Origin of the sequence: Citrobacter sp. 506, assembly GCF_050434985.1 — a bacterium.
In the GTDB taxonomy this organism is placed as follows: Bacteria; Pseudomonadota; Gammaproteobacteria; order Enterobacterales; family Enterobacteriaceae; genus Citrobacter; species Citrobacter braakii.
Window position 1 is genome coordinate 1,905,700 of the sequence record NZ_JBNDJN010000001.1, and the last position, 23,363, is coordinate 1,929,062.

Consider the following 23,363-nt stretch of genomic DNA (forward strand, 5'->3'; position numbering starts at 1 on the left):
CCCAAAACCAGAACAATATAGCGATATGAAAAATGGGGTTAGCACAAAACACCATTTCATGGAAAAAGGTATGGGTAATAGTTCGAACAAAAAACAACCAAACGTCGTAAAATTCAGGATGGTTATATTGACCGCATAGAAAAAGCCAGCTTGCGCTGGCTTTTGGAAAGATTATCTTACGAATGCGCCTTAACCGTTAATTTTGGCAATTAAACGTTCCGGGATCACGAAACTAAATCGCGTCCCAACGCCTGGTTCGCTTTCGATATTCAAGCGACTGTCGTGATGATGCAGCGCATGCTTAACGATGGCCAGACCAAGTCCGCTGCCGCCCGTTTGCCGCGATCGCGCCTTATCCACACGATAAAAACGTTCGGTTAAGCGTGGAATATGCTCGGCGGCAATGCCTGGACCGTTGTCTTCCACGCAAAACTCCGCCCCCGACGCCACATGCTGCCAGCGTACGGTAATGTGCGTTCCCGCTGGCGTATGGTTCACCGCGTTGTAGACGAGATTCGAGATAGCGCTACGCAACTGCTCCTCGTTACCCCGCACGTTCAGACTGTTATCAACATCAAAGGTAAACGTATGTTTTTGCTGGCTCAGCGTTTGCGCTTCGTGTTCGAGCACGCGCAGCATCATGGGCACATCGACCTTCTCATTCAGCAGTAGCGTCGGCGCAGCCTCAATTTTTGACAGCGTCAGCAGCTGTTTCACCAGCCCTTCCATGCGATACGTTTGTTCGCGCATGGTATGCAGCGCTTTTTCACGCGTCGTCCCTTCCAGCGGATGCTCCTGCATCATTTCCAGGTACCCTTGTAACACCGTCAGAGGCGTACGCAGTTCATGGCTGGCGTTGGCGAAAAAGTTACGTCGTGAACCTTCCAGTTGATGCATCTGGGTAACGTCGCGCGCCACCATCAGCAGTTGCTTATCGGTATAGGGCATCACGCGAATTTCCAGATGCCGTCCGGTATTGAGTACCAGATTGATCGGTCGGCTAAAATCGCGCGTTTTCAGATATTGTGTAAATTCCGGGTAGCGCAACAGGTTAAGAATATTTTGCCCGCTATCGTCCGGCCAGCGCAGTCCCAGAACCTGCTGAGCCAGTCCGTTACACCAGAAGATACCGCCTTCTTCAGTGGTCAGCACCACCGCGTCGGGTAGCGATTCCGCCCCGCTGCGAAAACGTTTAATCAGATTACCCAGTTCACGACGGCGCTTTTTGTTGCGCAGTTGCATTTGATGCAGCCCGTACAGCAACGGCTCCCAACTGCCTCGCCCCGGCGGCGGCGTCATGCTTCTGTCGACCCATAGCCACCAGGACAAACGTAATAAATTCCAGAAATGCCAGATAAGCAGGCCCGTTACCGACGCCAGTAAAAACCAGGGCAGGTAACCGAAAAAAGCGCTAAGGATAAATGCCGGTATGCAGCACAGGATCAGCTCCAGTACCAACCTTTTCCATGACAATCGTTCTAGCAAACGTCTTACTCCCTATACGGCCTAATCCTTCAGGCCCTGATTCTTGTCAGTCAGAAGCGGGTTGAAAAACGATATCCCGTCCCGCGAACCGTCTGCACCATACGATCGTGTCCGCTGTGCTCCAGCGCCTTACGTAAGCGGCGGATGTGCACATCCACTGTCCGGTCTTCCACGTACACATTGGTTCCCCAGACATGATTAAGGAGTTGCTCGCGACTGTAGACACGCTCGGGATGAGTCATAAAGAAGTGCAACAGTTTGAATTCGGTCGGCCCCATATCCAGCGGATCCTCGCCGGTCATCACGCGATGCGAGGTGGGATCAAGGCTTAGCCCCTGCATCTCTATAACCTCTTCCACCGCCATCGGTGAAATACGACGCAGAACTGCTTTAATACGCGCCACCAGCTCCTTGGGAGAAAAGGGCTTGGTAATATAGTCATCCGCGCCGGTTTCCAGCCCCCGGACGCGATCTTCCTCTTCCCCCCTCGCCGTCAGCATCATCACCGGGATATCCCGCGTCATCGCTTCGCGCTTGAGATGTTTAATAAACTGTAGACCCGAGCCGCCTGGAAGCATCCAGTCAAGCAGGACGAGATCCGGCCAGGGTTCATTGAGTTGGTTCACAGCACTGTCATAGTCTTCGGCTTCAACGGGTTGAAATCCGTTTTGCTCGAGCACGAAGCAGACCATTTCACGAATTGGAGCTTCATCTTCTACGACCAGAATACGTCTCGCCATGATTTGCCCTGTTTGTAATTAAATCGTTTACCATCAATACAGTGCCATTATGCGTCAGTTTTATGACAGATTTATGAAAAGATAGTCCAGGTTTAACGCAGCCCGGCGAATTATGACAGCCCGGAGACAAGATATTCCCACTCGTGAAGGGTTATAATCCCCGCCATTGTTTTACCGTCATGGAACTCTTATGCGCATCCTTCACACGTCTGACTGGCATCTGGGCCAAAATTTCTACAGCAAGAGCCGCGCCGCCGAGCATCAGGCCTTTCTCGACTGGCTGCTGGAAACGGCACAATCCCAGCAGGTGGATGCCATTATTGTGGCAGGCGACATTTTCGATACCGGCTCACCGCCTAGCTATGCCCGTGAGCTGTATAACCGTTTTGTCGTCAAACTGCAGCAAACCGGCTGTCATCTGGTGGTGCTGGCAGGCAACCACGACTCTGTCGCCACGCTCAATGAATCCCGCGATATTCTGGCGTTTCTCAACACCACGGTGGTTGCCAGCGCTGGCCATGGGCCGCAGATACTGCCGCTACGCGACGGTACGCCGGGGGCGATCCTGTGTCCGGTGCCTTTTTTACGTCCGCGCGACATCATCACCAGCCAGGCCGGGCTGACAGGACAAGAAAAACAGCAGCATTTACTGGGCGCAATCACCGACTATTATCAGCAGCAGTATCAGGATGCCTGCACGCTGCGCGGCGACCACAATCTTCCCATCATTGCGACCGGGCATTTGACCACCGTCGGAGCCAGTAAAAGCGACGCCGTACGTGACATTTATATCGGTACGCTGGACGCCTTCCCGGCGCAAAACTTCCCACCGGCAGACTACATCGCGCTGGGACATATTCACCGGGCGCAGGTTATCGGCGGCACGGAACATATTCGCTACTGCGGCTCGCCGATTGCCCTCAGTTTTGACGAGTGCGGCAAAAGCAAATGTGTACATCTGGTGAGCTTTGACGCGGGGAAACTCAGCGCCGTTGAAAATCTCACCGTGCCGGTTACGCAGCAGCTTGCGGTACTGAAAGGCGATTTAGCCGCCATTACTACCCAGCTTGAGCAGTGGCGCGGCGTGCAGCAAGAGCCACCGGTGTGGCTGGATATTGAAATCACCACCGACGACTACCTGCATGATATGCAACGTAAGATCCAGGCCTTAACCGAAGATTTACCGGTAGAGGTGCTACTGGTGCGCCGCAGTCGTGAACAGCGCGAACGCATTATGGCCAATGAACGACGTGAAACGTTAAGCGAGCTGAGCGTGGCAGAGGTTTTTGACCGCCGCCTGGCGCTGGAAGAACTCGAAGAACCGCAGCGTGAGCGGCTTAACCAGCTGTTTAGCGCAACCTTACAAACGCTTGCCGGGGAGGCTGAAGCATGAAAATTCTCAGCCTGCGCCTGAAAAATCTCAACTCCCTGAAGGGAGAATGGAAAGTCGATTTTACGGCAGAACCGTTTGCCAGCAACGGGTTGTTCGCCATCACCGGACCAACGGGTGCGGGGAAAACGACCCTGCTGGACGCAATTTGCCTTGCGCTGTACCACGAAACGCCACGCCTGAATACCGTGTCACAGTCGCAAAACGACCTGATGACCCGCGACACCGCGGAGTGTCTGGCCGAGGTCGAGTTTGAGGTGCGGGGCGAAGCCTACCGCGCATTCTGGAGCCAGAACCGGGCACGCAATCAGCCGGAGGGCAATCTGCAGGTCCCTCGCGTAGAGCTGGCCCGCTGCTCCGACGGTAAAATCCTCGCCGATAAGGTCAAAGATAAGCTGGAGATGACCGCCGAACTTACCGGGCTGGATTACGGACGTTTTACCCGTTCGATGCTGCTGTCTCAGGGGCAGTTTGCCGCATTTCTCAATGCCAAACCGAAAGAACGCGCCGAGCTGCTGGAAGAGCTGACCGGCACTGAGATCTACGGCCAAATCTCCGCCATGGTATTTGAAAAGCACAAATCAGCGCGTACGGAACTGGAAAAACTGCAGGCCCAGGCCAGCGGTGTTGCGCTGTTAGCGCCAGAGCAATTGCAATCCCTGACAGAAAGTTTGCAGGTACTTACTGACGAAGAAAAACAATATCTTACCTGCCAACAAGCCCAGCAGCAGCACCTCAACTGGCTCATGCGGCAAAATGAGCTACAGGCGGAGATAAACCGCCACCAGCAGGCATTACAGGCTGCACTTCAGGCGCAGGAAGACGCGCAGCCGCAACTCGCGGCGCTGAGTCTGGCACTCCCGGCCAGAGCGTTACGCCCACACTGGGAGCGAATCCAGGAACAAACGGCTACGATAGACCGTACGCGACAGAAGATTCAGGAAGTGAATGCTCGCTTACAAAGCAGCTTAGCGCTGCGCGGACGTATTCGTCAGCAGGCACAAACGCAGTCAGCCGCTATGCTCGCCGGACAGCAAACGTTAACCGACTGGCTGAAAGAACATGACCGCTTCCGTTTGTGGAGTAGCGAACTGGCAGGATGGAAAGCGCTGCTGGCCCAACAGTCCGACGCCAGCGCCCAACTGCGCCAGTGGCAGCAGTTGCGGGAGAACGACACGCGTAAGCTCGATGCGCTGGCGCTTCCCACGCTGACCCTTTCGGTACAACAGGTAACGGAAGCGCTGGCGCAACATGTGCAGCTTCGTCCGTTACGCCAGCGGCTGAGTAATCTGCACGGGCAAATCGCCCCGAAGCATAAGCAACTGGCGCAGCTACGCGCCACGCTTGTGCAGCGTCAGCAGGAGCTGGCCCAGCGCAATGCGGTGCTTACAGAAAAGCGTCAGCGCTATAAAGATAAAAATCAGCAGCTTGCCGATGTGAGAATCATTTGCGAGCAGGAAGCCCGGATCAAAGATCTGGAAAGCCAGCGGGCACTATTGCAATCCGGCATGCCTTGCCCACTTTGCGGCTCCACCACGCACCCGGCGATTGAGCGCTATCAAACGCTCGAACTGAGTGTGAATCAGACACGGCGTGAAGCGCTGGAAAAAGAGGTCAAAACGCTGGCCGATGAGGGTTCAACGCTACGCGGTCAACTTGAGGCGATAACCCAGCAACTTCAGCGCGATGAACGCGAAGTACAAACGCTTTCTCAGGAAGAGCAAGCACTTACTCAAGAGTGGCAGACAGTCACCGCCAGCCTCAACGTGACGCTGCAACCGCAGGATGACATCGCCCCGTGGCTTGCCGCCCAGGAAGAGCACGAGCAGCAGCTTCACCAACTGAGTCTGCGTCATACCCTGCAAGCGCAAATCACCGCACACACAGAGCAGATTACTCAGCTCCAGCAGCATATTGACCAGCGTCAGGCAACGTTAACCGCCGAGCTGGCCCGTCATGGTCTGTCCCTTCCGACCGAGGCTGAAGTCGCCTCATGGCTGAGCGAACGGGCGAACGAAGCGCAAATGTGGCAGCAGCGCCAGAACGAACTGACTGAATTACAGGCTCGAATCGCCCAGCTTGCGCCGGTGCTGGAAACGCTGCCTGAAACCGATGCGCTTGGTGAAAACATTGAGAATCTGTCGCTGGAAAACTGGCGGCAGGTGCACGACGATTGCCTCTCTTTACAGGGGCAGTGGCAAACCTTACAGCAGCAGGAGGCGCAGGAGGTTCAGCGCGCTGCAGAAATTCAGGCGCAGTTTGATACCGCATTGCAGGCCAGCATCTTTGCCGATCGCGACGCCTTTGTTGCCGCCCTGCTGGATGAAGAGACCTTTAACCGCCTTGAACAATTGAAGCAATCACTGGAAGGCCAGCGACAGCAGGCGCAAACGCTACTTAATCAGGCGCAGCAGGCGCTGGCGACTCATCAACAACAGCTACCAACCGGGGTGGATCTCACGCTCACCGTGCAACATCTTCACGACGCGCTGGCGCAACTCACCCAGCAGCTACGGGAGAACACCACTCGTCAGGGCGAAATTCGCCAGCAGCTCAAGCAGGATGGAGAAAACCGCCAGCAGCAGCAGGCGCTGATGCTCGAGATTGCGAAAGTCGCACAGCAGGTCGAAGACTGGGGCTATCTGAACGCGCTGATCGGCTCGAAAGAGGGAGATAAATTCCGCAAGTTTGCCCAGGGGCTGACGCTGGATAATCTGGTCTGGCTTGCCAACAACCAGTTGACCCGTCTGCACGGTCGCTATCTGTTGCAGCGCAAGGCCAGCGAAGCGCTGGAGCTGGAAGTGGTTGATACCTGGCAGGCCGATGCCGTGCGTGACACGCGTACGCTTTCCGGCGGCGAGAGCTTCCTCGTGAGTCTGGCGCTGGCGCTGGCGTTGTCCGATCTGGTCAGCCACAAAACGCGAATTGACTCCCTGTTCCTCGACGAAGGTTTCGGCACGTTGGACAGCGAAACGCTGGATACCGCCCTGGATGCGCTCGATGCGCTCAACGCCACTGGCAAAACCATTGGTGTCATCAGCCACGTTGAAGCGATGAAAGAACGCATTCCGGTGCAGATTAAGGTCAAAAAAATCAACGGACTGGGCTACAGCAAACTCGATAAAATGTTTGCAGTTGATGCCTGATAGCAGTTCAGCTCCTGGAGGCCGGATATGCGCCAGCGCTATCCGGCACGGCACATAGCACGATCGTGAATACACAAAGACGGATATGAAATGGCATTCCACTTCGCTTATCCGCAAGCTATCTCTATTGGCGGCGAACGTTCGCCGCTATGGCGCACATCGTGCCTCTTTCTTGTTGGCAGGTGGTATGAAAAAAGTCATTTTCTCTTTAGCTCTGGGGACATTTGGGCTGGGCATGGCCGAGTTTGGCATCATGGGTGTACTCACCGAGCTGGCGCGGGACGTGGGAATTTCCATCCCTGCCGCTGGCCATATGATTTCGTTTTACGCTTTTGGCGTGGTGCTGGGCGCACCTATTATTGCGCTCTTTTCCAACCGCTTTTCTCTCAAGCATATTCTGCTGTTTCTGGTCACGCTGTGCGTGATCGGCAACGCCATCTTCACCCTCTCCTCCTCATATTTAATGCTGGCGGTGGGCAGGCTGGTTTCCGGCTTTCCACACGGCGCTTTTTTTGGCGTTGGCGCGATTATCCTGTCGAAGCTGGCCCGTCCGGGAAAAGTCACCGCCGCCGTCGCGGGCATGGTTTCGGGTATGACCGTTGCTAATCTGATTGGTATTCCCATCGGCACCTGGCTGAGTCAGGAATTTAGCTGGCGCTACACGTTTCTGCTGATAGCCGTCTTTAATATCGCCGTGATGGTCTCGATAACTTTTTGGATACCCAACATCAGCGATGAAGCCAAAGGGAAACTGCGCGAACAATTTCACTTTTTGAAAACCCCCGCCCCGTGGCTCATCTTTTCCGCCACCATGTTTGGTAACGCCGGGGTTTTCGCCTGGTTCAGCTACGTCAAACCGTACATGATGTTCATCTCCGGCTTTTCCGAAGCGCTGATGACCTTCATCATGATGCTGGTGGGATTGGGAATGGTGTTGGGAAATCTGCTGAGCGGTCGCCTTTCTGGCCGCTATACGCCGCTGCGTATTGCGGTAATAACCGACTTTGTAATTGTGCTGGCTCTGCTGCTGCTCTTTGCCTTTGGCGGGATCAAAGCCGCGTCGCTGATCTTCGCCTTTATTTGCTGCGCGGGCCTGTTTGCCCTGTCGGCGCCGCTGCAAATTTTGCTGCTGCAAAATGCTAAAGGGGGTGAGCTGCTGGGTGCGGCAGGAGGGCAAATTGCCTTTAATCTCGGCAGCGCGATTGGCGCCTGGTGCGGTGGTATGATGCTGACGCTGGGCTTTGCCTACAACTACGTGACGTTGCCGGCGGCGCTGCTGTCGTTTTCTGCGATGTCGTCGCTGCTGCTCTATGGTCGCCTGAAGCGCAGCGTATCCCGGATGACTCCCGCTGCCGGATAGCCTCTGCGCTACCCGGCAACGCGAATATTACTCCTGCGGCCACAACCAGGCCGCACCGCGCACACCGCTGGAGTCACCGTGCAGCGCCTTGCGTAGAGGCGTTTCGCACTCACCGCCAAAAACAAACTGTTTAATCAACGTTGGCACGTTTTGATACAGTCGGTCGACATTGCTCATTCCACCGCCCAGCACGATTACGTCCGGATCGAGAATATTCACCACATGTGCCAGTGATTTCGCCAGACGCAGCTCGTACCGACTCAACGCCTGTTCCGCCTGGGCATCCCGGGCATTAACAAGACTGATAATTTTCCCCCCCTTGAGCGACTTACCGCTCAGACGCTGGTAGTCGGTGGCAAAACCGGTTCCGGAAATGAAGGTTTCAATACAGCCTTGCTTGCCGCAATAGCAGGGCACTTCCTGCCGATAACGCAGTTCGTCTTCGTCCATCCACGGCAGCGGATTATGCCCCCACTCGCCCGCAGTACCGTTCCCGCCCGTGTGCGCCCGGCCGTTCAGCGCCACTCCAGCGCCACATCCTGTACCGATAATCACCGCAAACACGGTTTGCGCCCCCGCCGCTGCACCATCAACGGCTTCAGAAACCGCCAGGCAGTTGGCATCATTTGCCAGCCGCACTTCGCGATTCAGACGCGTACTCAGGTCTTTGTCAAAAGGTTGTCCGTTAAGCCAGGTCGAGTTGGCATTCTTCACCACTCCGGTGTAGGGCGAAATTGAACCGGGAATGCCCATCCCGACGGTTCCCGACTGCCCGGTGGCCTTTTCCGCCATCTCCACCAGCGCGGCGATGGTTTCTATCGTTTGCCGATAATCATCACGCGGCGTGGGCAGGCGATGGCGAAAAAGCTGTTCGCCTGCATCGCCAAGCGCGATAACTTCCGTTTTCGTACCGCCTAAATCGATACCTATACGCACTGTTTGCTCCTCTTCCCGATTAACAATGCAAGCATAGCGACAATTCGCTATCATGCCCGCTGGATTTAACGACAAGGCCGTGGAAATTATCATGCTGTGGTTCAAAAATTTAATGGTTTACCGTCTTAGCCGCGATGTTTCTTTGCGTGCCGAAGAGATGGAAAAACAGCTGGCATCAATGACGTTCACCCCTTGCGGTAGCCAGGATATGGCAAAAATGGGCTGGGTTCCGCCGATGGGATCGCACAGCGATGCATTAACGCATACCGCCAATGGCCAAATTATTATCTGCGCCCGCAAAGAAGAAAAAATTCTGCCGTCGCCGGTTATCAAACAGGCGCTGGAAGCCAAAATTTTCAAACTGGAAGCTGAGCAAGGTCGCAAACTCAAGAAGACCGAAAAAGACTCGCTGAAAGATGAAGTTCTGCACTCATTGCTGCCGCGCGCCTTTAGCCGTTTCAGCCAGACGATGATGTGGATCGATACCGTCAACGATCTGATCATGGTTGATTGCGCGAGTGCGAAGAAAGCCGAAGATACGCTGGCGCTGCTGCGTAAGAGTCTCGGTTCGCTGCCGGTCGTTCCGCTGACGATGGAAAACCCCATTGAGCTGACGCTGACCGAATGGGTTCGTTCCGGTACAACGGCACAGGGATTCCAGTTACTGGATGAAGCCGAACTAAAAGCGATCCTTGAAGACGGCGGCGTGATCCGCGCGAAAAAGCAGGATCTGGTCTGCGACGAAATCGCCGTGCATATCGAAGCGGGCAAACTGGTCACCAAGCTGGCCCTTGACTGGCAGCAGCGCATTCAGTTCGTGATGTGTGACGACGGCTCTATTAAGCGTTTGAAGTTTAGCGACGAGCTGCGCGATCAGAACGAAGATATTGACCGCGAAGATTATGCTCAGCGTTTTGATGCCGATTTCATCCTGATGACGGGTGAACTGGCGGCGCTGATTAAAAGTCTGGTGGAAGGATTAGGCGGCGAAGCGCAACGTTAAGCCGTACTTACCGAATGGCGGCACAATGTCGCCATTCGTCATTTCTATGCTTACAGATAGCGGCAAAGATAGGATGTTGGCTCTGCCACCTGCAGATGAAACTCGCTGTTGCCCGGTACGTTGAACACGCCCCCTGCGGCATACACCTTCCACTCGGTTTCCCCCGGCAGCAGTACGTTCAGTGCGCCGCTAACGACAGTCATCTCTTCAGGCGCCGCAGTACTAAAGGTATATTCGCCTTCAGCCATCACGCCAACACTGGCGCGGCCAGTACTGCTGCTGGTAAAACCGATCGATTTTACTTTGCCGGAAAAGTATTCATTACTTTGAAGCATACAACTGGCCCTATCTCGTGATTAAGTTGAGAACCAATATAGGGGGCTGACGTTCCACCTGTCACGCAAAATTACGCCAACAGTTCCGAAGCCAGTCGGGCAATCAACACATTAGACAGAAGAACCGGGACATCCAGCGATTTTTGCAGTAAATCGCGATGGCGTTGATTGAACCCCAGACAATCCAGCATGATCACATCCGCGCCTTGCTCCAGCAGTTCTTTCCCGGCATCAATCAATTGTTGTTCGCTACCTTCGATCGGATTCGCCACGGCATACACTGGTGGAGTTTGTAACACCTGCCATTTTTGCGTCTGGGCTTTGAGCAATTCGGTGACGGGGACAATAACCCCGACCTGATGCCCATCGACAATCGAGGCCACCAGCGGGGGGATAATACGTAACGGCTCCAATAGAATGCTATTGCGGGCGGTCAGGCGAGCGATTGAGGCGGTACTCATCAGCAGGATCACGTCAAAGCCCTGGTTATCCAACACCTCCACGATACTTTGCAGCGAGCGCTCTACCTTCTGGCGTGAGACATGCGCAAGTTGGTGGTCGCTGAGCAGCGTTAATAAAGGCTCGTCACCGGGCGAAACGCCGTACTCAGCCATCACATCTTCTCGCCGCATCTGTCCAAGCAGACTGTGGTGAGTAATGTGCTGTTCATCGATATATTCCGTCAGGAGCGGTAACACCTCACACATCGGCACCACGCCAATCGTGAGGATAGCCAACGACGCACTCATTTGTTGCTCCACCATCTTCTTACTTTGCTGTGAAATCCCGGGCAAGTGCCGGGCGCTGACCTGCGCTACAAATGCTCAAAAGCGTAGCAGTTGATCGGCGGTGTATTGTGTAAAGATTCCAAATCATTCCGGTACTGGATTGTTATTGCTTAATTTTCAATTTTAACTGTATGCGGCGAAATTTAAGAAAATGTGATGAACGCCCGTCCTGGCACTTTTCAGACTCGTGCCAGGACGGTGCTTAATATCAGGTTTTATCGGGGTCTTCGTAGCGTTTTTTGGCATCCATGGCTTCCTGCGCAGAAGGATGCTCACTGATCAACGTATTCGGTTTAGGGTGATCGGCTCGAAGTTGATACCAGGTTACCGTCTGGCCTGGCGTCCCCTTTTCAACCGTAACAATGTTCGCTTGACGTGGGTAAGGTGGTTTTGTCGGCATAGTTCTTCCTTTTCACTGGATGAACATTAAGTATAGACACCGCCCTGTAACCGTGGCGCTGCCTGCGCCAGTATCTCAAGAATGTCTTCCACCACCTGCGCAGGTTTATGGGTGGCATCAACGATGTAGTGCGCAGCTTCACGGTACAGAACATCGCGCTGGGCGAGCACTTCCTGCACCTCTTCAGTCAACGGCTTACCGGTTAAGGTTGGGCGCAATCCTTCTTCAGGCGTGGCCTCCAGACGATCAACCAGTACTGATACCGGTGCGCTTAAATAGATAACCACGCCGTGGCTGCGCATGTAATGACGATTAAATTCGGTAAGAATGATGCCGCCGCCGGTCGCAACAACCGTCGCCGGGGCTGTGACGGCCTGCAGAGCGCTCGTCTCCTGGGCACGAAACCCTTCCCATCCTTCCCTTTCGACGATCTCCGCCACGGTCATCTGCACGTGCGATTGCAACCAGCGATCGGTATCGACAAACTGGAAATCGATAGCCTTCGCCAGCGCCATACCGGTAGTTGTCTTACCACACCCCCGGGGGCCGACAAGATAAAGAGGTTGCGTCATTACAGAAATTCCCCAGGGAGCCGCGAGCGAGCGGGATCTGATGCGGTTAAAGATATAATCATATCACCAAACTAGTACATCGCCAAAACGTAAAGAAAAAATTACATACAGGATAGAGATACCTATTAACCCCTACTATAACAAGAATTCACCATGAATAAAGTGTAAATAATAAATTACACGTTTTATTTTCTGCGCTGTACTTCCAGCCACCACTTATCAAGCTCAGCAGCAAAATGCTGCCTGTCTCGTGGTGAAAGGCTGTCCGGCCCGCCGGTCTGAATACCGCTGGCGCGTAGCGTATCCATAAAATCACGCATCATCAGACGCTCACGGAGCGTGGCTTCGGTATAACGTTCACCGCGCGGATTAAGCGCCGCCGCACCTTTTTCAATGACTTCTGCCGCCAGCGGGATATCCGCTGTTATCACTAAATCACCGGCATTACACTGGCGCACAATCTCGTTATCCGCCACGTCAAACCCAGCGGGAACACGTAATGTGCGGATAAACCGCGAAGACGGGACGCGCAAACTTTGGTTGGCTACCAAAATAAGCGGCATCTGCATGCGCTCAGAAGCGCGGTACAAAATATCTTTAATCACATTCGGACACGCATCGGCATCCACCCATATTGTCATAATTTCTCCCCACTGATGTGCAGTTGCACATTGTCGCGTGCTTTTACTTTCAGGCAAAGTGCTGTTTATCCTTCTGCACATATTCAATCCGCGCTAAGCTTAGCTTTCCCAGGTAAAACAATGAATATCACGCATAGGGAGTGACAAAATGGACAAGAAAATCGGTTTTATCGGCTGCGGTAATATGGGCAAAGCGATACTTGGCGGCATGATCGCCAGCGGCCAGGTTCTCCCCGGACAAATCTGGGTCTACACCCCTTCCCCCGATAAAGTCGCTGCATTGCACGACCAGTACGGTATTAATGCGGCGCAGTCTGCGCAAGAGGTCGCGCAAATCGCTGACATCGTTTTTGGGGCCGTAAAACCAGGCATCATGATTAAAGTGTTGAGCGAAATTACCTCCAGCCTGAACAAAGACTCCCTGGTCGTCTCGATTGCCGCTGGCGTCACCCTCGATCAGCTCGCCCGCGCGCTGGGCCACGACCGTAAAATCATTCGCGCGATGCCAAACACGCCGTCACTGGTGAATGCCGGAATGACCTCCGTCACGCCAAACGCCTTAGTCACGCCAGAAGACACCGCCGACGTGCTGAATATCTTCCGCTGCTTTGGTGAAGCGGAAGTCATTGCGGAGGCAATGATTCATCCGGTCGTTAGCGTCAGTGGTTCAGCCCCGGCTTATGTGTTTATGTTTATTGAAGCGATGGCGGACGCCGCCGTGCAGGGTGGCATGCCTCGCGCGCAAGCTTATAAATTCGCGGCGCAGGCAGTAATGGGGTCGGCAAAGATGGTGCTGGATACGGGTAAACATCCCGGAGAACTGAAGGATATGGTGTGCTCGCCTGGCGGAACCACCATTGAAGCGGTACGCGTCCTGGAAGAACGAGGTTTTCGTTCATCAGTGATTGAAGCGATGATTAAGTGCATGGAGCAGTCGGAAAAACTCAGCCGCTCCTGAGTTAACACCGCCGGACGTCAGGCCGCCGCCTCAGTGCGGTTACGTCCGGAATTCTTTGCTTTGTAGAGCGCCATATCCGCCGACTTTAACCATTCTCGATAATGCTCGGTTTCTGCGGTCAGCGGCGCAACCCCCACGCTGATCCGCAGAGCAACCTGCGGCGCGCAGGATAAACGCAGTTGACCAAGTCGTTCGTGAACACGAGACATCGCCGCAATCGCGCTGGTTGCCGGCGTGCCGCACATAATCACCGCAAACTCATCACCGCCAAAGCGCCCGATCACGTCGCTACCGCGTAAGGTCATCTGCAACTGGCGGGTCAGCGCGACAATCGCCTGGTCCCCAATGTCATGACCCCAGGTATCATTGATGCTCTTAAAATGGTCGATATCGATAATCAGTAACGTGGCGTCACGCTGGTAGCGGCGGCAATTATCAAATTCATTACGCAGTAACAGTTCCCAATGGCGGCGGTTGTACACCCCAGTCATGCCATCTCGCGTACTCATCACCTGTAAACGGCGTTTATGTTCCGCCAGCTTGATGACCGTCTGGTAGCTGACCCAGGCAAACAGCAGCGGATAAATCACCAGTACCGGCAGCGTCAATAGCACGCTAAGTTGAGTACTGCTAAAAGCGACGGAGATATCGGTTAACTGTAACGTCACCAGGCATGAAACCATCATCAAAACGGCGCCTGCGATGAATATTCGCATCCCGCCTGCGCCCATCAGGTTGATGCAGATAATCATCAGCAGCGCCGTGGATGGCAACAGGTTTACGCCCATAATTCCTATCCACATACCGGCAAGAATGGCATCGGCTTTTAAGTTGGTAAATTCGCTATGCAGAGGATCGTCGGCTTTGCTGGCCAACTGCCAGGCCAAATGCGGCCAGACAAACGCCCATCCCACCAGTAATAGCCACCAGCCACCGGTAATAGGCTGAGCAACTAATACCGACGCGATAGGGAAAAACATTCCCCCCAATCCCACCGCTCGCGGCAGCCTGATTCGTCGGGCGAATCGCAGACCGGAACGTTGGTGGTCATTTTGATGAAGCGATAAAAATGCTTCATTCGGGACGACCTTCTTTTGATAAAAGTTTTCATCATTCATTGTATTTGGGAATATTCTGAAACAAATTTCCCAAATTATAGGAAGGGGTCTGGTGGCGGAAGTATGATATTTCGGGTGAGCGATTTTACCTGCTCACCCGTAAGTGCTACGCAGATTTCTTCAGGCAAGCGCTCATAAATTTATTACGATCATCACCTTTCAGAGACTGCTCCGTCGCCTTAACGTTACATTCACGCATTTTTTGCTGCTGCGGCGTCAGGCTCTTTTCCTCCGGCGCAGATTTACTGTTTTTCAGGCAATCACTCATATATGTCTTACGCGCATCCCCTTTTAAGGTCTGCGCCGTTGCCTGCTGATTGCAGGTGGTCATACGCTGTTGTTGCGGGGTTAAAGTCTTCTCGGCAGCACCGACGGTAGTTAAAAAAATCAGACCAAAAAGCAGCGTCATTAATAATGTAATTTTCATAGCATCCTTCTTTTCTGAACGACAACACACAGGTAAGTTTGGCTGCTAACGATAAAAATACCACCCGGCGGCAAAAGTATTGCCGCCGGGCGTCGGGTTATTTCAGTCCTAACGCCGATTTCATGGTGTAAAACAGGTCGGTTTGATCGGTCAGGCCGACCACATTCGCCGCGTGCGGGCCATAGGCTGCAATTCGCAATTGGCTGCCGGTGTGCTCCTGAGATTCCTCTTCAGAGTTGCCGTAGCTGATGACCATGACCGCGCCATCTTTGGTGTTCAGCGCCTGGGTCAGGCCTGGTGCTTTGGTATCCGGCGCGACAATCTGGCTGGCATGTGCGTGGTCAGCGGTTACCACCACCAGGGTGTTGCCATCTTTCTTCGCAAAGGCAAGCGCGCGCTGTACCGCTTCGTCCAGATCGACCGTTTCGCCAATCTGTCCGCACGGGTTGGCGGCGTGGTCCTGTTTATCGATTGACGCCCCTTCCACTTGCAGGAAGAAACCTTTCTCATTTTTGCTTAACAACTCAATCGCTTTATCCGTCATCTGCGCCAGCGTTGGCACGCTGTCGTCACGCTTTGGATTTGGCGTACAGGTCACAACCGGCTTATCCAGATTGCCATGATAAGACGCTTTCGGACCTTCCCAGCGCACGGGCATATTGCCGTCAGAGAACAGGCCCAGCAGCGGTTTATCCTGATTAGCTTCGGTAATCGCCGCCAGCGTCGCGGTATCACTCACCATCTGATAACCGCGAGCCAGGGCTTGTTCACGCAACGTTTTACCCTGCCACTCGCCTGCCGCAGCGGTTTCCGCAAACGTTTTTGCCCCGCCGCCCAGCGTAACGTCAGCCCGGGCATTCAGTAATTGTTCGGTGATGGATCCTTTACCGCCTTTTTCCAGCGCATTGGTTGGGCATTTTTCACGTGTCACGCCTGGGCCATAGCACTTACGCGAAGTCACATGGGCAACCAGCGCCGCCGGGGTAGCATCCTGCAATTCAGCGGTAGAAACGTTGCCCGTAGCCAGCCCCGCCGCTTTTGCCATTTCAAGAATTGTGGCGTGATCTTTTTCATGAATATCAACGCCCAGCGCGCCATTATAGGTTTTCACACCGGTGGTCCACGCCGTCGCGGATGCCGCAGAATCCGTCACATAATCGGGTTTACCCGTTTTCTTATCCAACGCGTAGTGCGTGTATTGTCCGGTCAACGGTAAAGCATCAATCCCTTTAAAAAAGCCGCCTGCGCCTTCGGCATAATTTCGCGCGGCCGTTATTTCTGAGTCCCCCATCCCATCGCCAATCAATAAAATAATATTTTTGGCCGGTTTATCGCTCAGAGATTCGCGCAGAGCCGCCGTTTGATCGGCAGACAATCGGCGGGCGCCGCCCGGCGTGGTGATATCACCCTGAGCGGCACGATTATCCATAACCGCGATGGCAGAGGTTTCTGCATTAATAACCGGGGTAAACAGCAAAGGTAACAGGGCAATAGCGAGTGCGCTTTGTTTCACTTTATTTTCTCCATGTATAAATACGGTAAAATTAAAACAAAGCGACTATAAGTATTTGATGTGACACTTTTATGATAATTTGTGGATGACGCACCACGGATTACTCAAAACGCTTTTGGCACACTCTCGCCAGCGTTATGAACGTTGGTCAGAAACGCAGGCATACGGCCTTCTCCAGCCAAAGCTCCCTCAATTTGGCGAATAAATATTTGCCGATCGTTACACGTCATATTGCGCAGCATTTCGATGATTACCTGCTCCAGCGTTTCAACCTGCGCCGTCAGTTCTTGCGACTCTTCTTCTTTTTGGGCGAGCTTAAGTAACAACTCAGTAACGAGATTTTTCATTTACGTATTCCCTTAACCAAATATAGGCCACGTTATCATTAAGACTCACAACTGCCTAGAGGATGAAAGTTGTATTTTCATAAGAAATAAAACGTTTTGCGAAAACAATCACAACACAAAATAAGGGAGAATGAGTCTTAGCGCAGAATTTCTCCATATAAAAGGATAAAGGGATTAATAATCACCTGGATATATAAATGCATAATGATGGATTAACAACGCTGACGGGCAGCGTTGTTAATCAGATACTCAGCGTGCGCAGCGCCGACGTCGCAACGCGATAGCCAGTTGCCAGATGTTGATAAGCACAATGCTCGCCGTGGCAATAAACACCCAGCGAAAGCCCGCCATTGCCGAAACCGTTGCCCCCATTAATGGCCCGGCTACGTTGCCGAGGTACATAAATGACTGGTTATAACCAAAAATGCGCCCGGTTATCTGGTCGCTGGAGTATTTCACCAGCAACGTCTGCACCGCGGGCAACATCGCGCCGTCGGCAAAGCCGAGCAGAAAACGTAAGATCCCCAACTGCAACGGCGTAGTGACCCATGACATGGCGAAAAACAACACGACGGCGAAGATTAACGTTGCCATTAAAATCCGCTCGGTTCCAATACGATCGCCTAATTTACCTAGCCGGGGCGCAGAAATCAGCGCCGAGATGCCCGGAACCGAAGCAATCAGCCCGCTGAGAAAAGCAATATTAGAACTGTCTGGGACCATTGATTTAATAAACAGCGCCAGAATCGGCCCAATTGAGCCGTTACACAACTGGATCACCATCGTAGTAAAAAACAGGCTGATCACCAGCGCCGGATAAGGCAGCGAGGCAAAGACGGCCTTCCCGCTCAGGCGTTCGCTTTTTTTGATTGTCGGGCGCACACCTTCTTTGATTAAGAACAGCGTGACCAAAAAACTCACTACCAGCAAAGCCGCGGTAATACAGAATACCGCCCGTAAGCCAACGTGGTCGGCAATAAAGCCCCCCATCAGTGGTCCGCCAATAACGCCGCTAATTTGCGCCGTCGAGAGCGTACTCAGCGCCCACCCGCTGCGTTCGCGCGGAACCTGTGAGGCTACCAGCGCCATCGCATTGGGAATATAGCCAGACGTTAACCCCATGACCCCACGCAGCAGAAAAAGCTGCCAGACGTTAGTGGCAAAGGCCTGCAGTAAAATCGCAATCGCCATACCCAAAGAGGCCCGCAGCAGCATTAGCTTGCGTCCTTTACGGTCGGCTAAACTCCCCCACATCGGAGAGACGATGGCTGAAATCAGGAAGGTGACGCTAAACGTTAAGCCGGACCACATTGAGAGTGCTTCATGGGAGCTTACCCCCAGTTGGGAGATATAGAGCGGTAAAAAAGGCAGGATTTGGCTGATTGCCAGGCCGGTGAAAAAGCAACCGAACCATACGGAAATGAGGTTGACTCTCCAGGATTCCATAGGGACTCATAACGATAAGTAGCTGAAAACTGTGAGTAGCTTAACAAATTACTTAGCCAAATAAGGGTCCACAGGTGCGATATATCACAGTTTAGGATTTTATCTTCCCGCTCATCATATTTGTGATATACCTCACATCAACCCCACAATATCAGCAGGGGTTTATGCTCCGCGTCCGTTCTGCGCGTTTGCGCTTATCTGTTCCTCTGTTGCCCACCAAAACAATCTGCCAGAAGCCGAGGAAACCTGCGTTTTGTCGTGGTAATGTATGTGCTTTGCATTCATGGAATGGGTTTTTAAGATGGCAAAGTTGCGGGTAGGAATCGTATTTGGTGGTAAATCAGCGGAACATGAAGTGTCATTGCAATCGGCAAAAAATATTGTCGATGCCATCGACAAGACTCGCTTTGACGTTGTGCTGTTAGGTATTGATAAGCAAGGACAATGGCACATTAGCGATGCCAGTAACTATCTGCTCAATTCAGATGATCCAGCGCATATTGCGCTGCGTCCTTCCGCGACCAGCCTGGCTCAGGTCCCGGGTAAACAAGAGCACCAGTTGATCGATGCACAAAACGGTCAGCCACTGCCAACGGTCGATGTTATTTTCCCGATCGTACACGGCACGTTGGGTGAAGATGGCTCTCTGCAGGGTATGCTGCGCGTGGCGAATCTGCCGTTCGTCGGTTCTGATGTCCTGGGTTCTGCGGCCTGTATGGATAAAGACGTGACCAAACGTCTACTGCGCGATGCCGGATTAAACATCGCGCCATTTATTACGCTCACTCGCGCCAATCGCAACCGCATCAGCTTTGCCGAGGTGGAATCCCGCCTTGGCCTGCCGCTGTTTGTGAAACCAGCCAACCAGGGCTCGTCCGTTGGCGTCAGTAAAGTGACCAGCGAAGCGCAATACGATCAGGCCGTCGCGCTGGCATTTGAATTCGACCATAAAGTCGTGGTGGAACAAGGGATCAAGGGCCGCGAGATCGAATGCGCGGTGCTGGGCAACGATCAACCGCAGGCCAGTACCTGTGGCGAGATCGTGCTGAACAGTGATTTTTACGCTTACGACACCAAATACATTGACGATAACGGTGCCAAAGTGGTTGTTCCGGCAGCGATCGCACCGGAAGTTAACGATAAGATCCGCGACATTGCTATTCAGGCTTATCAGGCGCTGGGCTGCGCCGGTATGGCGCGCGTGGACGTTTTCTTAACCGCAGAGAACGATGTTGTGATCAATGAGATCAACACGCTGCCGGGCTTTACCAACATCAGCATGTATCCAAAATTGTGGCAGGCGAGCGGCTTAGGCTATACCGATTTGATCACTCGCCTGATCGAACTGGCGCTGGAACGTCATGCGGCGGATAGCGCGTTGAAAACCAGTATGTAAACCCGCCTGGATGCCTGATCGATAGCTATTGGGCATCCTTTGCTTCTTCTTCATCTTCCACGCGGCGACGGATAATTAATCCGGCCAGCCAAAAGCTAATCACCCACGTCACCAACCCCACCGCATAGGTCTGCCATCCCTGCGCTTCAAAACCCAGTAAGCCGACCACACCGTTCAGAATAAAGATGAGCCCAATAGCGAAGGCATAGTAGTGCCAGTCTCGGCGGATTTTAACAGGCAGGTTCATAACGGCTCCGGTGGAAATACAACGTGAAAGCGCATCCTCGCACATTTCCTCATAGACGTCTGTGGCCTGTGCGGAATTTCTGAAATGTAACTTGATTTCACTTAAGGTTACTTAATTGTGACAATCAGCAAAAAACCGAGATCCAGGAATAATCTCTACCTGAAATTACCATCATTCTGATATTGACATTGCCGATCACCTGTCAGACTCACTGTCAGTTCCAGGCATCACGTCAAAAAAGCAGGTTATTTCCGGAGGTCTTTATGGCTGATTTTACGCTCTCAAAATCCCTGTTTAAGGGCAAGCATCGGGATACCTCCTCCCTGCCCGGCAACATTGCGTATGCCGTATTTGTGCTGTTTTGCTTTTGGGCAGGCGCGCAGGTTTTAAATCTGTTGGCCCACGCTCCCGGCATCTATGAACAGCTGATGCAGTTGCAAATGCAAGAGACAGGACGCCCACGAGTTGAAATTGGCTTAGGCGTCGGTACCCTTTTTGGGCTGGTCCCTTTCCTTGCCGGAAGTCTGATTCTTGGCGCCATCGCGACATTCGTGCGCTGGCGCCGCCGTCATCATAATGATGACTGACCCATACATTTCGCCCGACGATCGTCCACGCGTTTCGCAAACCATGCGGTAGTCAGATTACGTGTAATCTTCGGGCTTTCCAGCTGAATGCCTGGCAGCATTTCACGGGGTAGCGCTTTCCCGCTCTTCGCTTCCGCCAGCTTATAGACCTTCTCGTACAGCGCGGTATCCTCAAAGGCCAGACTGTCACCTTTTTGCAGTTGACGGTGGATCTCACTCTCGCTCATCCCCAGCTTCCCGGCCAGTTTACGTACCGCCAGCTCGGTTTTGCCCGGCTCGCTGCTGCCGTAGAGAATCAAGTCACCATCCATCGCCAGCTTCACTCCGCTGGCTTTACTGACCGCATTCTGGAAAGCCGCATTGCGGCTGGCATACCATCCCGCATTGAAATCGGCGAAACGGAAGATTGGCGCGCTGTAATTCGCCGGGTAGTTAAGCAGATGATACGTACCGAACCACAGCCCACCGCGGCGGCTGAACACTTCCTGACGTACTGTTCCCGCCATTTTCCACGGATACCCGTCGGCGTGCTGCTCGGCAAACGCGATACTGACCTGCATTGGCCCACCGGTATGTACCGGATTAAGCGAACCAAACAGCGTCTGCCCCATCGGTACCATATTGATAAAATCATCAAAAATGGCGCTAAGCTGTTTTTCCGTTTTCACCGTATCCAGACGCTCGCTGTAGCTTTTCCCCGTTGGCGAGTTAATCTTCAGTGCGGTATGCACCACAAACTGCGGGATATGCATACGCTCGGCGCGCCGGTCGATCTCTTTCCAGGCGATTTTACTTAAGTTTGGAACGGCCGGATCCGCCTGATAGTTTGACTCCTGTTGCGCGACCGCCAGCACCGAACAGATATTTTCAACCGTCGGCGCCAGCTTCTGGCTTTCAAACGTCTTCGCTAAATCCTGCGCCCATGCGTCCCGGTCTTTCACGCTGGCGGGCATTTTCTGGCGCACCACGCTCGCCACATCGACGGCTTTCTCCCCTTTTTTTAGCGGCTGCGCGGGTTGGCTACTACATCCCACCAGCACCAGAGCGGCCAGACCGGACAAGGGGTAAAGACGGGAAACCGTCGACATAACATCTCCTTTTTTATTAACTAAGCGTATGGGTAACTTCCTGAATATCCTGGCCATCAAGCTCACGTTCAAAGCTGCGCAGACGCTTATAAATAGACATCAGTTCGACTAACGTTGTCCAGGAGTTAATCAAATACTGGAACGAGCCGCGCACCTGGCCAAACACGTTGGTGATTTGCGTCATCAGGCCGAGCGTAATCGTACCGGCAACAATCGACGGGAACAGCAGGAACAAGCCGAAAACGTTATCAACCTGCAGGTATAGAATACGGGCGATATTGAAGTACATATAGTGAAAATAGAGGCGGAAGTAGTTCTGGCGCACCGCATGGAACAGTTCACGCACCGTCGGCGGGGTCGCACGATTAGCGTCATCTTCGCCGTAAACCAGTTCTTTACGGTAAGCAGCTTCCACGCGCTGGTTTTTAAACTCCAGCCCCGGAAGTTTGATGCCGACTACCGCCAGCAAGCCGGTTCCCATCAGCGACCAGACAATCGCGGCAATCACCAGGCCATAAGGAACATGTCCAACAATGGGCAGGTCCGGCACATGGGCTGAGAGAGTGACCAGGACAGGTAAGAAGGCAATCAGCGTCATAATCGCATTGATAAAGCTGACCCCCATATTTTCAAGCGTGGAGGCAAAACGCATGGTATCTTCCTGCACACGCTGCGCCGCGCCTTCGATATGACGCAGATGCTGCCAGTGCGCCATATAGTGTTCGTTCATTGCGGTACGCCAGCGGAATACATAGTGGCTGACGAAGAAGTTGTTCATCACCCCAATGACCACGGCAATCAGCGCAATGCCAAGAAAGATGCCTACTTCATGATAGAACTGCTCAATCTTCACCTTATGCGGCGCACTCAACGCGGATTGAATCAGATCATAGAATGGCGCATACCAGGCGTTGACGGCGACGCCAACTTCAACCAGAAACCAGGTCACGAAAATAATCAGCGACGTGCCCAGTATGGACCAGTACTGCCAGCGGTGCGGGCTGTAGATAAACCAGAACAGCGCGAACACACCAACACAAAGGATGTAATACGCATAAAAAATCAGGTAATCCAGTGACCAGAATCGGGCCGCGCTAATCGGTACGTCTCCCGACGCGCCGGTAATATGCGCAACCCAGGCTCCCCCACCTCCTTGCCAGAATACAACGGCGACCAGTGCCCAAATAAATGCCGAAATAAAGAACGGCCCCGGCTTTGGGAAAAAAGACTTAAACATAGTGCTCTCCTGCTAACTTCTTATCGTTATGACGACTGCTGTGTATTTGCCACCGTGGAGTGCGGTGGCCAGACGGCTTACGCCCAAAAACACAAGCTGAAACCGACAAGTGTGACCAAAACCGCGGCACTTAGTTCGCACCCGGGTATGAAGAATTGTTTCTGTGATTTTCACACTCGACAACGTTCCAGCAAGTGCAGATT

23 protein-coding genes are annotated in these 23,363 nt (G+C 53.2%); 7 read left to right on the forward strand and 16 right to left on the reverse strand.

Annotated features, from left to right (window positions below; genetic code table 11):
• Positions 1-189 precede the first annotated feature (189 nt).
• Together phoR and phoB are read right to left on the reverse strand one after the other, a co-directional pair.
• Positions 190-1,485: a phosphate regulon sensor histidine kinase PhoR gene (gene phoR / locus ABIE10_RS09340; protein ID WP_047357682.1), complete on the reverse strand. Its 1,296-nt coding sequence runs from the start codon at positions 1,483-1,485 to the stop codon at positions 190-192.
• A gap of 50 nt (positions 1,486-1,535) precedes the next feature.
• Positions 1,536-2,225 carry a phosphate response regulator transcription factor PhoB gene (phoB, locus tag ABIE10_RS09345; RefSeq protein WP_003021496.1) on the reverse strand — a complete coding sequence of 230 codons (690 nt, stop codon included), beginning with the start codon at positions 2,223-2,225 and terminating at the stop codon, positions 1,536-1,538.
• Positions 2,226-2,415: 190 nt separating this feature from the next.
• On the opposite strand from phoB, the gene sbcD reads away from it, so the two are divergent.
• From sbcD to araJ, 3 genes are all read left to right on the forward strand, one after another.
• Positions 2,416-3,618: an exonuclease subunit SbcD gene (gene sbcD, locus ABIE10_RS09350; protein WP_047357681.1), complete on the forward strand. Its 1,203-nt coding sequence runs from the start codon at positions 2,416-2,418 to the stop codon at positions 3,616-3,618.
• A complete protein-coding gene (gene sbcC, locus ABIE10_RS09355) occupies positions 3,615-6,761 on the forward strand; it encodes an exonuclease subunit SbcC (RefSeq protein ID WP_429155383.1) in 3,147 nt (1,048 codons plus the stop codon). The genes sbcD and sbcC overlap by 4 nt, the downstream gene beginning before the upstream one ends.
• A gap of 187 nt (positions 6,762-6,948) precedes the next feature.
• A complete protein-coding gene (araJ, locus tag ABIE10_RS09360; protein WP_200079697.1) occupies positions 6,949-8,121 on the forward strand; it encodes an MFS transporter AraJ in 1,173 nt (390 codons plus the stop codon).
• 27 nt (positions 8,122-8,148) lie between these two features.
• On the opposite strand, the gene mak is transcribed toward araJ, so the two are convergent.
• On the reverse strand, positions 8,149-9,057 hold the full coding sequence (gene mak, locus ABIE10_RS09365; RefSeq protein ID WP_429155385.1) for a fructokinase: 909 nt from the start codon (positions 9,055-9,057) through the stop codon (positions 8,149-8,151).
• 91 nt (positions 9,058-9,148) lie between these two features.
• On the opposite strand from mak, the gene rdgC reads away from it, so the two are divergent.
• Entirely contained in the window at positions 9,149-10,060 is a 912-nt protein-coding gene (rdgC, locus tag ABIE10_RS09370) for a recombination-associated protein RdgC (RefSeq protein WP_003021479.1), read from the forward strand.
• Between the two features lie 50 nt (positions 10,061-10,110).
• Here the strand turns inward: rdgC and ppnP are convergent, their stop codons facing one another.
• The 5 genes from ppnP to ABIE10_RS09395 all read right to left on the reverse strand — a co-directional run bounded on the left by ppnP (position 10,111) and on the right by ABIE10_RS09395 (position 12,796).
• Positions 10,111-10,395 (reverse strand): pyrimidine/purine nucleoside phosphorylase, encoded by a 285-nt coding sequence (gene ppnP, locus ABIE10_RS09375; RefSeq protein ID WP_047501953.1) that lies wholly within the window; start codon positions 10,393-10,395, stop codon positions 10,111-10,113.
• Positions 10,396-10,466: 71 nt separating this feature from the next.
• Positions 10,467-11,144: an AroM family protein gene (locus ABIE10_RS09380; protein WP_153690678.1), complete on the reverse strand. Its 678-nt coding sequence runs from the start codon at positions 11,142-11,144 to the stop codon at positions 10,467-10,469.
• A 247-nt stretch (positions 11,145-11,391) separates the two neighbouring features.
• A complete protein-coding gene (gene yaiA / locus ABIE10_RS09385) occupies positions 11,392-11,583 on the reverse strand; it encodes a protein YaiA (protein ID WP_016155839.1) in 192 nt (63 codons plus the stop codon).
• 26 nt (positions 11,584-11,609) lie between these two features.
• Complete coding sequence (aroL, locus tag ABIE10_RS09390; RefSeq protein ID WP_016155838.1) at positions 11,610-12,155, reverse strand: shikimate kinase AroL; 546 nt, start codon at positions 12,153-12,155, stop codon at positions 11,610-11,612.
• A gap of 185 nt (positions 12,156-12,340) precedes the next feature.
• Positions 12,341-12,796 (reverse strand): YaiI/YqxD family protein, encoded by a 456-nt coding sequence (locus ABIE10_RS09395; protein ID WP_429155387.1) that lies wholly within the window; start codon positions 12,794-12,796, stop codon positions 12,341-12,343.
• A 148-nt stretch (positions 12,797-12,944) separates the two neighbouring features.
• Here ABIE10_RS09395 and proC point away from each other — a divergent pair, with 148 nt between their 5' ends.
• On the forward strand, positions 12,945-13,754 hold the full coding sequence (gene proC / locus ABIE10_RS09400) for a pyrroline-5-carboxylate reductase (protein WP_429155388.1): 810 nt from the start codon (positions 12,945-12,947) through the stop codon (positions 13,752-13,754).
• A 17-nt stretch (positions 13,755-13,771) separates the two neighbouring features.
• On the opposite strand, the gene adrA is transcribed toward proC, so the two are convergent.
• From adrA to ABIE10_RS09425, 5 genes are all read right to left on the reverse strand, one after another.
• On the reverse strand, positions 13,772-14,887 hold the full coding sequence (gene adrA, locus ABIE10_RS09405; RefSeq protein ID WP_151222901.1) for a diguanylate cyclase AdrA: 1,116 nt from the start codon (positions 14,885-14,887) through the stop codon (positions 13,772-13,774).
• 91 nt (positions 14,888-14,978) lie between these two features.
• Positions 14,979-15,299, reverse strand: coding sequence for a phosphate starvation-inducible protein PsiF (gene psiF, locus ABIE10_RS09410; RefSeq protein WP_003830956.1), 321 nt, complete (start codon positions 15,297-15,299; stop codon positions 14,979-14,981).
• 97 nt (positions 15,300-15,396) lie between these two features.
• On the reverse strand, positions 15,397-16,812 hold the full coding sequence (gene phoA, locus ABIE10_RS09415; protein WP_200047355.1) for an alkaline phosphatase: 1,416 nt from the start codon (positions 16,810-16,812) through the stop codon (positions 15,397-15,399).
• 104 nt (positions 16,813-16,916) lie between these two features.
• Positions 16,917-17,159 carry a sigma-S stabilization anti-adapter protein IraP gene (locus ABIE10_RS09420; RefSeq protein ID WP_016152002.1) on the reverse strand — a complete coding sequence of 81 codons (243 nt, stop codon included), beginning with the start codon at positions 17,157-17,159 and terminating at the stop codon, positions 16,917-16,919.
• A gap of 249 nt (positions 17,160-17,408) precedes the next feature.
• Complete coding sequence (locus tag ABIE10_RS09425; protein ID WP_016152001.1) at positions 17,409-18,605, reverse strand: multidrug efflux MFS transporter; 1,197 nt, start codon at positions 18,603-18,605, stop codon at positions 17,409-17,411.
• 301 nt (positions 18,606-18,906) lie between these two features.
• On the opposite strand from ABIE10_RS09425, the gene ddlA reads away from it, so the two are divergent.
• Positions 18,907-20,001 carry a D-alanine--D-alanine ligase gene (ddlA, locus tag ABIE10_RS09430; protein WP_103766482.1) on the forward strand — a complete coding sequence of 365 codons (1,095 nt, stop codon included), beginning with the start codon at positions 18,907-18,909 and terminating at the stop codon, positions 19,999-20,001.
• 25 nt (positions 20,002-20,026) lie between these two features.
• Here the strand turns inward: ddlA and ABIE10_RS09435 are convergent, their stop codons facing one another.
• A complete protein-coding gene (locus tag ABIE10_RS09435) occupies positions 20,027-20,248 on the reverse strand; it encodes a DUF2754 domain-containing protein (protein ID WP_019076140.1) in 222 nt (73 codons plus the stop codon).
• A 263-nt stretch (positions 20,249-20,511) separates the two neighbouring features.
• Between ABIE10_RS09435 and ABIE10_RS09440 the strand changes: the two genes are divergently transcribed.
• A complete protein-coding gene (locus ABIE10_RS09440; RefSeq protein ID WP_200051347.1) occupies positions 20,512-20,835 on the forward strand; it encodes a DUF2755 family protein in 324 nt (107 codons plus the stop codon).
• Here the strand turns inward: ABIE10_RS09440 and ABIE10_RS09445 are convergent.
• Complete coding sequence (locus tag ABIE10_RS09445; RefSeq protein ID WP_047497835.1) at positions 20,820-21,923, reverse strand: DUF1615 domain-containing protein; 1,104 nt, start codon at positions 21,921-21,923, stop codon at positions 20,820-20,822. The two genes, ABIE10_RS09440 and ABIE10_RS09445, sit on opposite strands and share 16 nt — an antisense overlap.
• Positions 21,924-21,939: 16 nt before the next feature.
• Positions 21,940-23,160, reverse strand: a complete 1,221-nt coding sequence (sbmA, locus tag ABIE10_RS09450) for a peptide antibiotic transporter SbmA (RefSeq protein ID WP_049282012.1) — start codon at positions 23,158-23,160, stop codon at positions 21,940-21,942.
• Between the last annotated feature and the right edge of the window lie 203 nt (positions 23,161-23,363).

Bases quoted from the DNA above. Each gene is read 5' to 3' on its own strand.
- phoB (WP_003021496.1), bottom strand. From the start codon at position 2,225: ATGGCGAGACGTATTCTGGTCGTAGAAGATGAAGCTCCAATTCGTGAA.
- yaiA (WP_016155839.1), bottom strand. From the start codon at position 11,583: ATGCCGACAAAACCACCTTACCCACGTCAAGCGAACATTGTTACGGTT.
- ddlA (WP_103766482.1), top strand. From the start codon at position 18,907: ATGGCAAAGTTGCGGGTAGGAATCGTATTTGGTGGTAAATCAGCGGAA.
- ABIE10_RS09435 (WP_019076140.1), bottom strand. From the start codon at position 20,248: ATGAACCTGCCTGTTAAAATCCGCCGAGACTGGCACTACTATGCCTTC.
- ABIE10_RS09445 (WP_047497835.1), bottom strand. From the start codon at position 21,923: ATGTCGACGGTTTCCCGTCTTTACCCCTTGTCCGGTCTGGCCGCTCTG.
- psiF (WP_003830956.1), bottom strand. From the start codon at position 15,299: ATGAAAATTACATTATTAATGACGCTGCTTTTTGGTCTGATTTTTTTA.
- ABIE10_RS09380 (WP_153690678.1), bottom strand. From the start codon at position 11,144: ATGAGTGCGTCGTTGGCTATCCTCACGATTGGCGTGGTGCCGATGTGT.
- sbcC (WP_429155383.1), top strand. From the start codon at position 3,615: ATGAAAATTCTCAGCCTGCGCCTGAAAAATCTCAACTCCCTGAAGGGA.
- ABIE10_RS09425 (WP_016152001.1), bottom strand. From the start codon at position 18,605: ATGGAATCCTGGAGAGTCAACCTCATTTCCGTATGGTTCGGTTGCTTT.
- aroL (WP_016155838.1), bottom strand. From the start codon at position 12,155: ATGACGCAACCTCTTTATCTTGTCGGCCCCCGGGGGTGTGGTAAGACA.
- ABIE10_RS09395 (WP_429155387.1), bottom strand. From the start codon at position 12,796: ATGACAATATGGGTGGATGCCGATGCGTGTCCGAATGTGATTAAAGAT.
- sbmA (WP_049282012.1), bottom strand. From the start codon at position 23,160: ATGTTTAAGTCTTTTTTCCCAAAGCCGGGGCCGTTCTTTATTTCGGCA.
- ppnP (WP_047501953.1), bottom strand. From the start codon at position 10,395: ATGCTTCAAAGTAATGAATACTTTTCCGGCAAAGTAAAATCGATCGGT.
- sbcD (WP_047357681.1), top strand. From the start codon at position 2,416: ATGCGCATCCTTCACACGTCTGACTGGCATCTGGGCCAAAATTTCTAC.
- rdgC (WP_003021479.1), top strand. From the start codon at position 9,149: ATGCTGTGGTTCAAAAATTTAATGGTTTACCGTCTTAGCCGCGATGTT.
- ABIE10_RS09420 (WP_016152002.1), bottom strand. From the start codon at position 17,159: ATGAAAAATCTCGTTACTGAGTTGTTACTTAAGCTCGCCCAAAAAGAA.
- ABIE10_RS09440 (WP_200051347.1), top strand. From the start codon at position 20,512: ATGGCTGATTTTACGCTCTCAAAATCCCTGTTTAAGGGCAAGCATCGG.
- araJ (WP_200079697.1), top strand. From the start codon at position 6,949: ATGAAAAAAGTCATTTTCTCTTTAGCTCTGGGGACATTTGGGCTGGGC.
- proC (WP_429155388.1), top strand. From the start codon at position 12,945: ATGGACAAGAAAATCGGTTTTATCGGCTGCGGTAATATGGGCAAAGCG.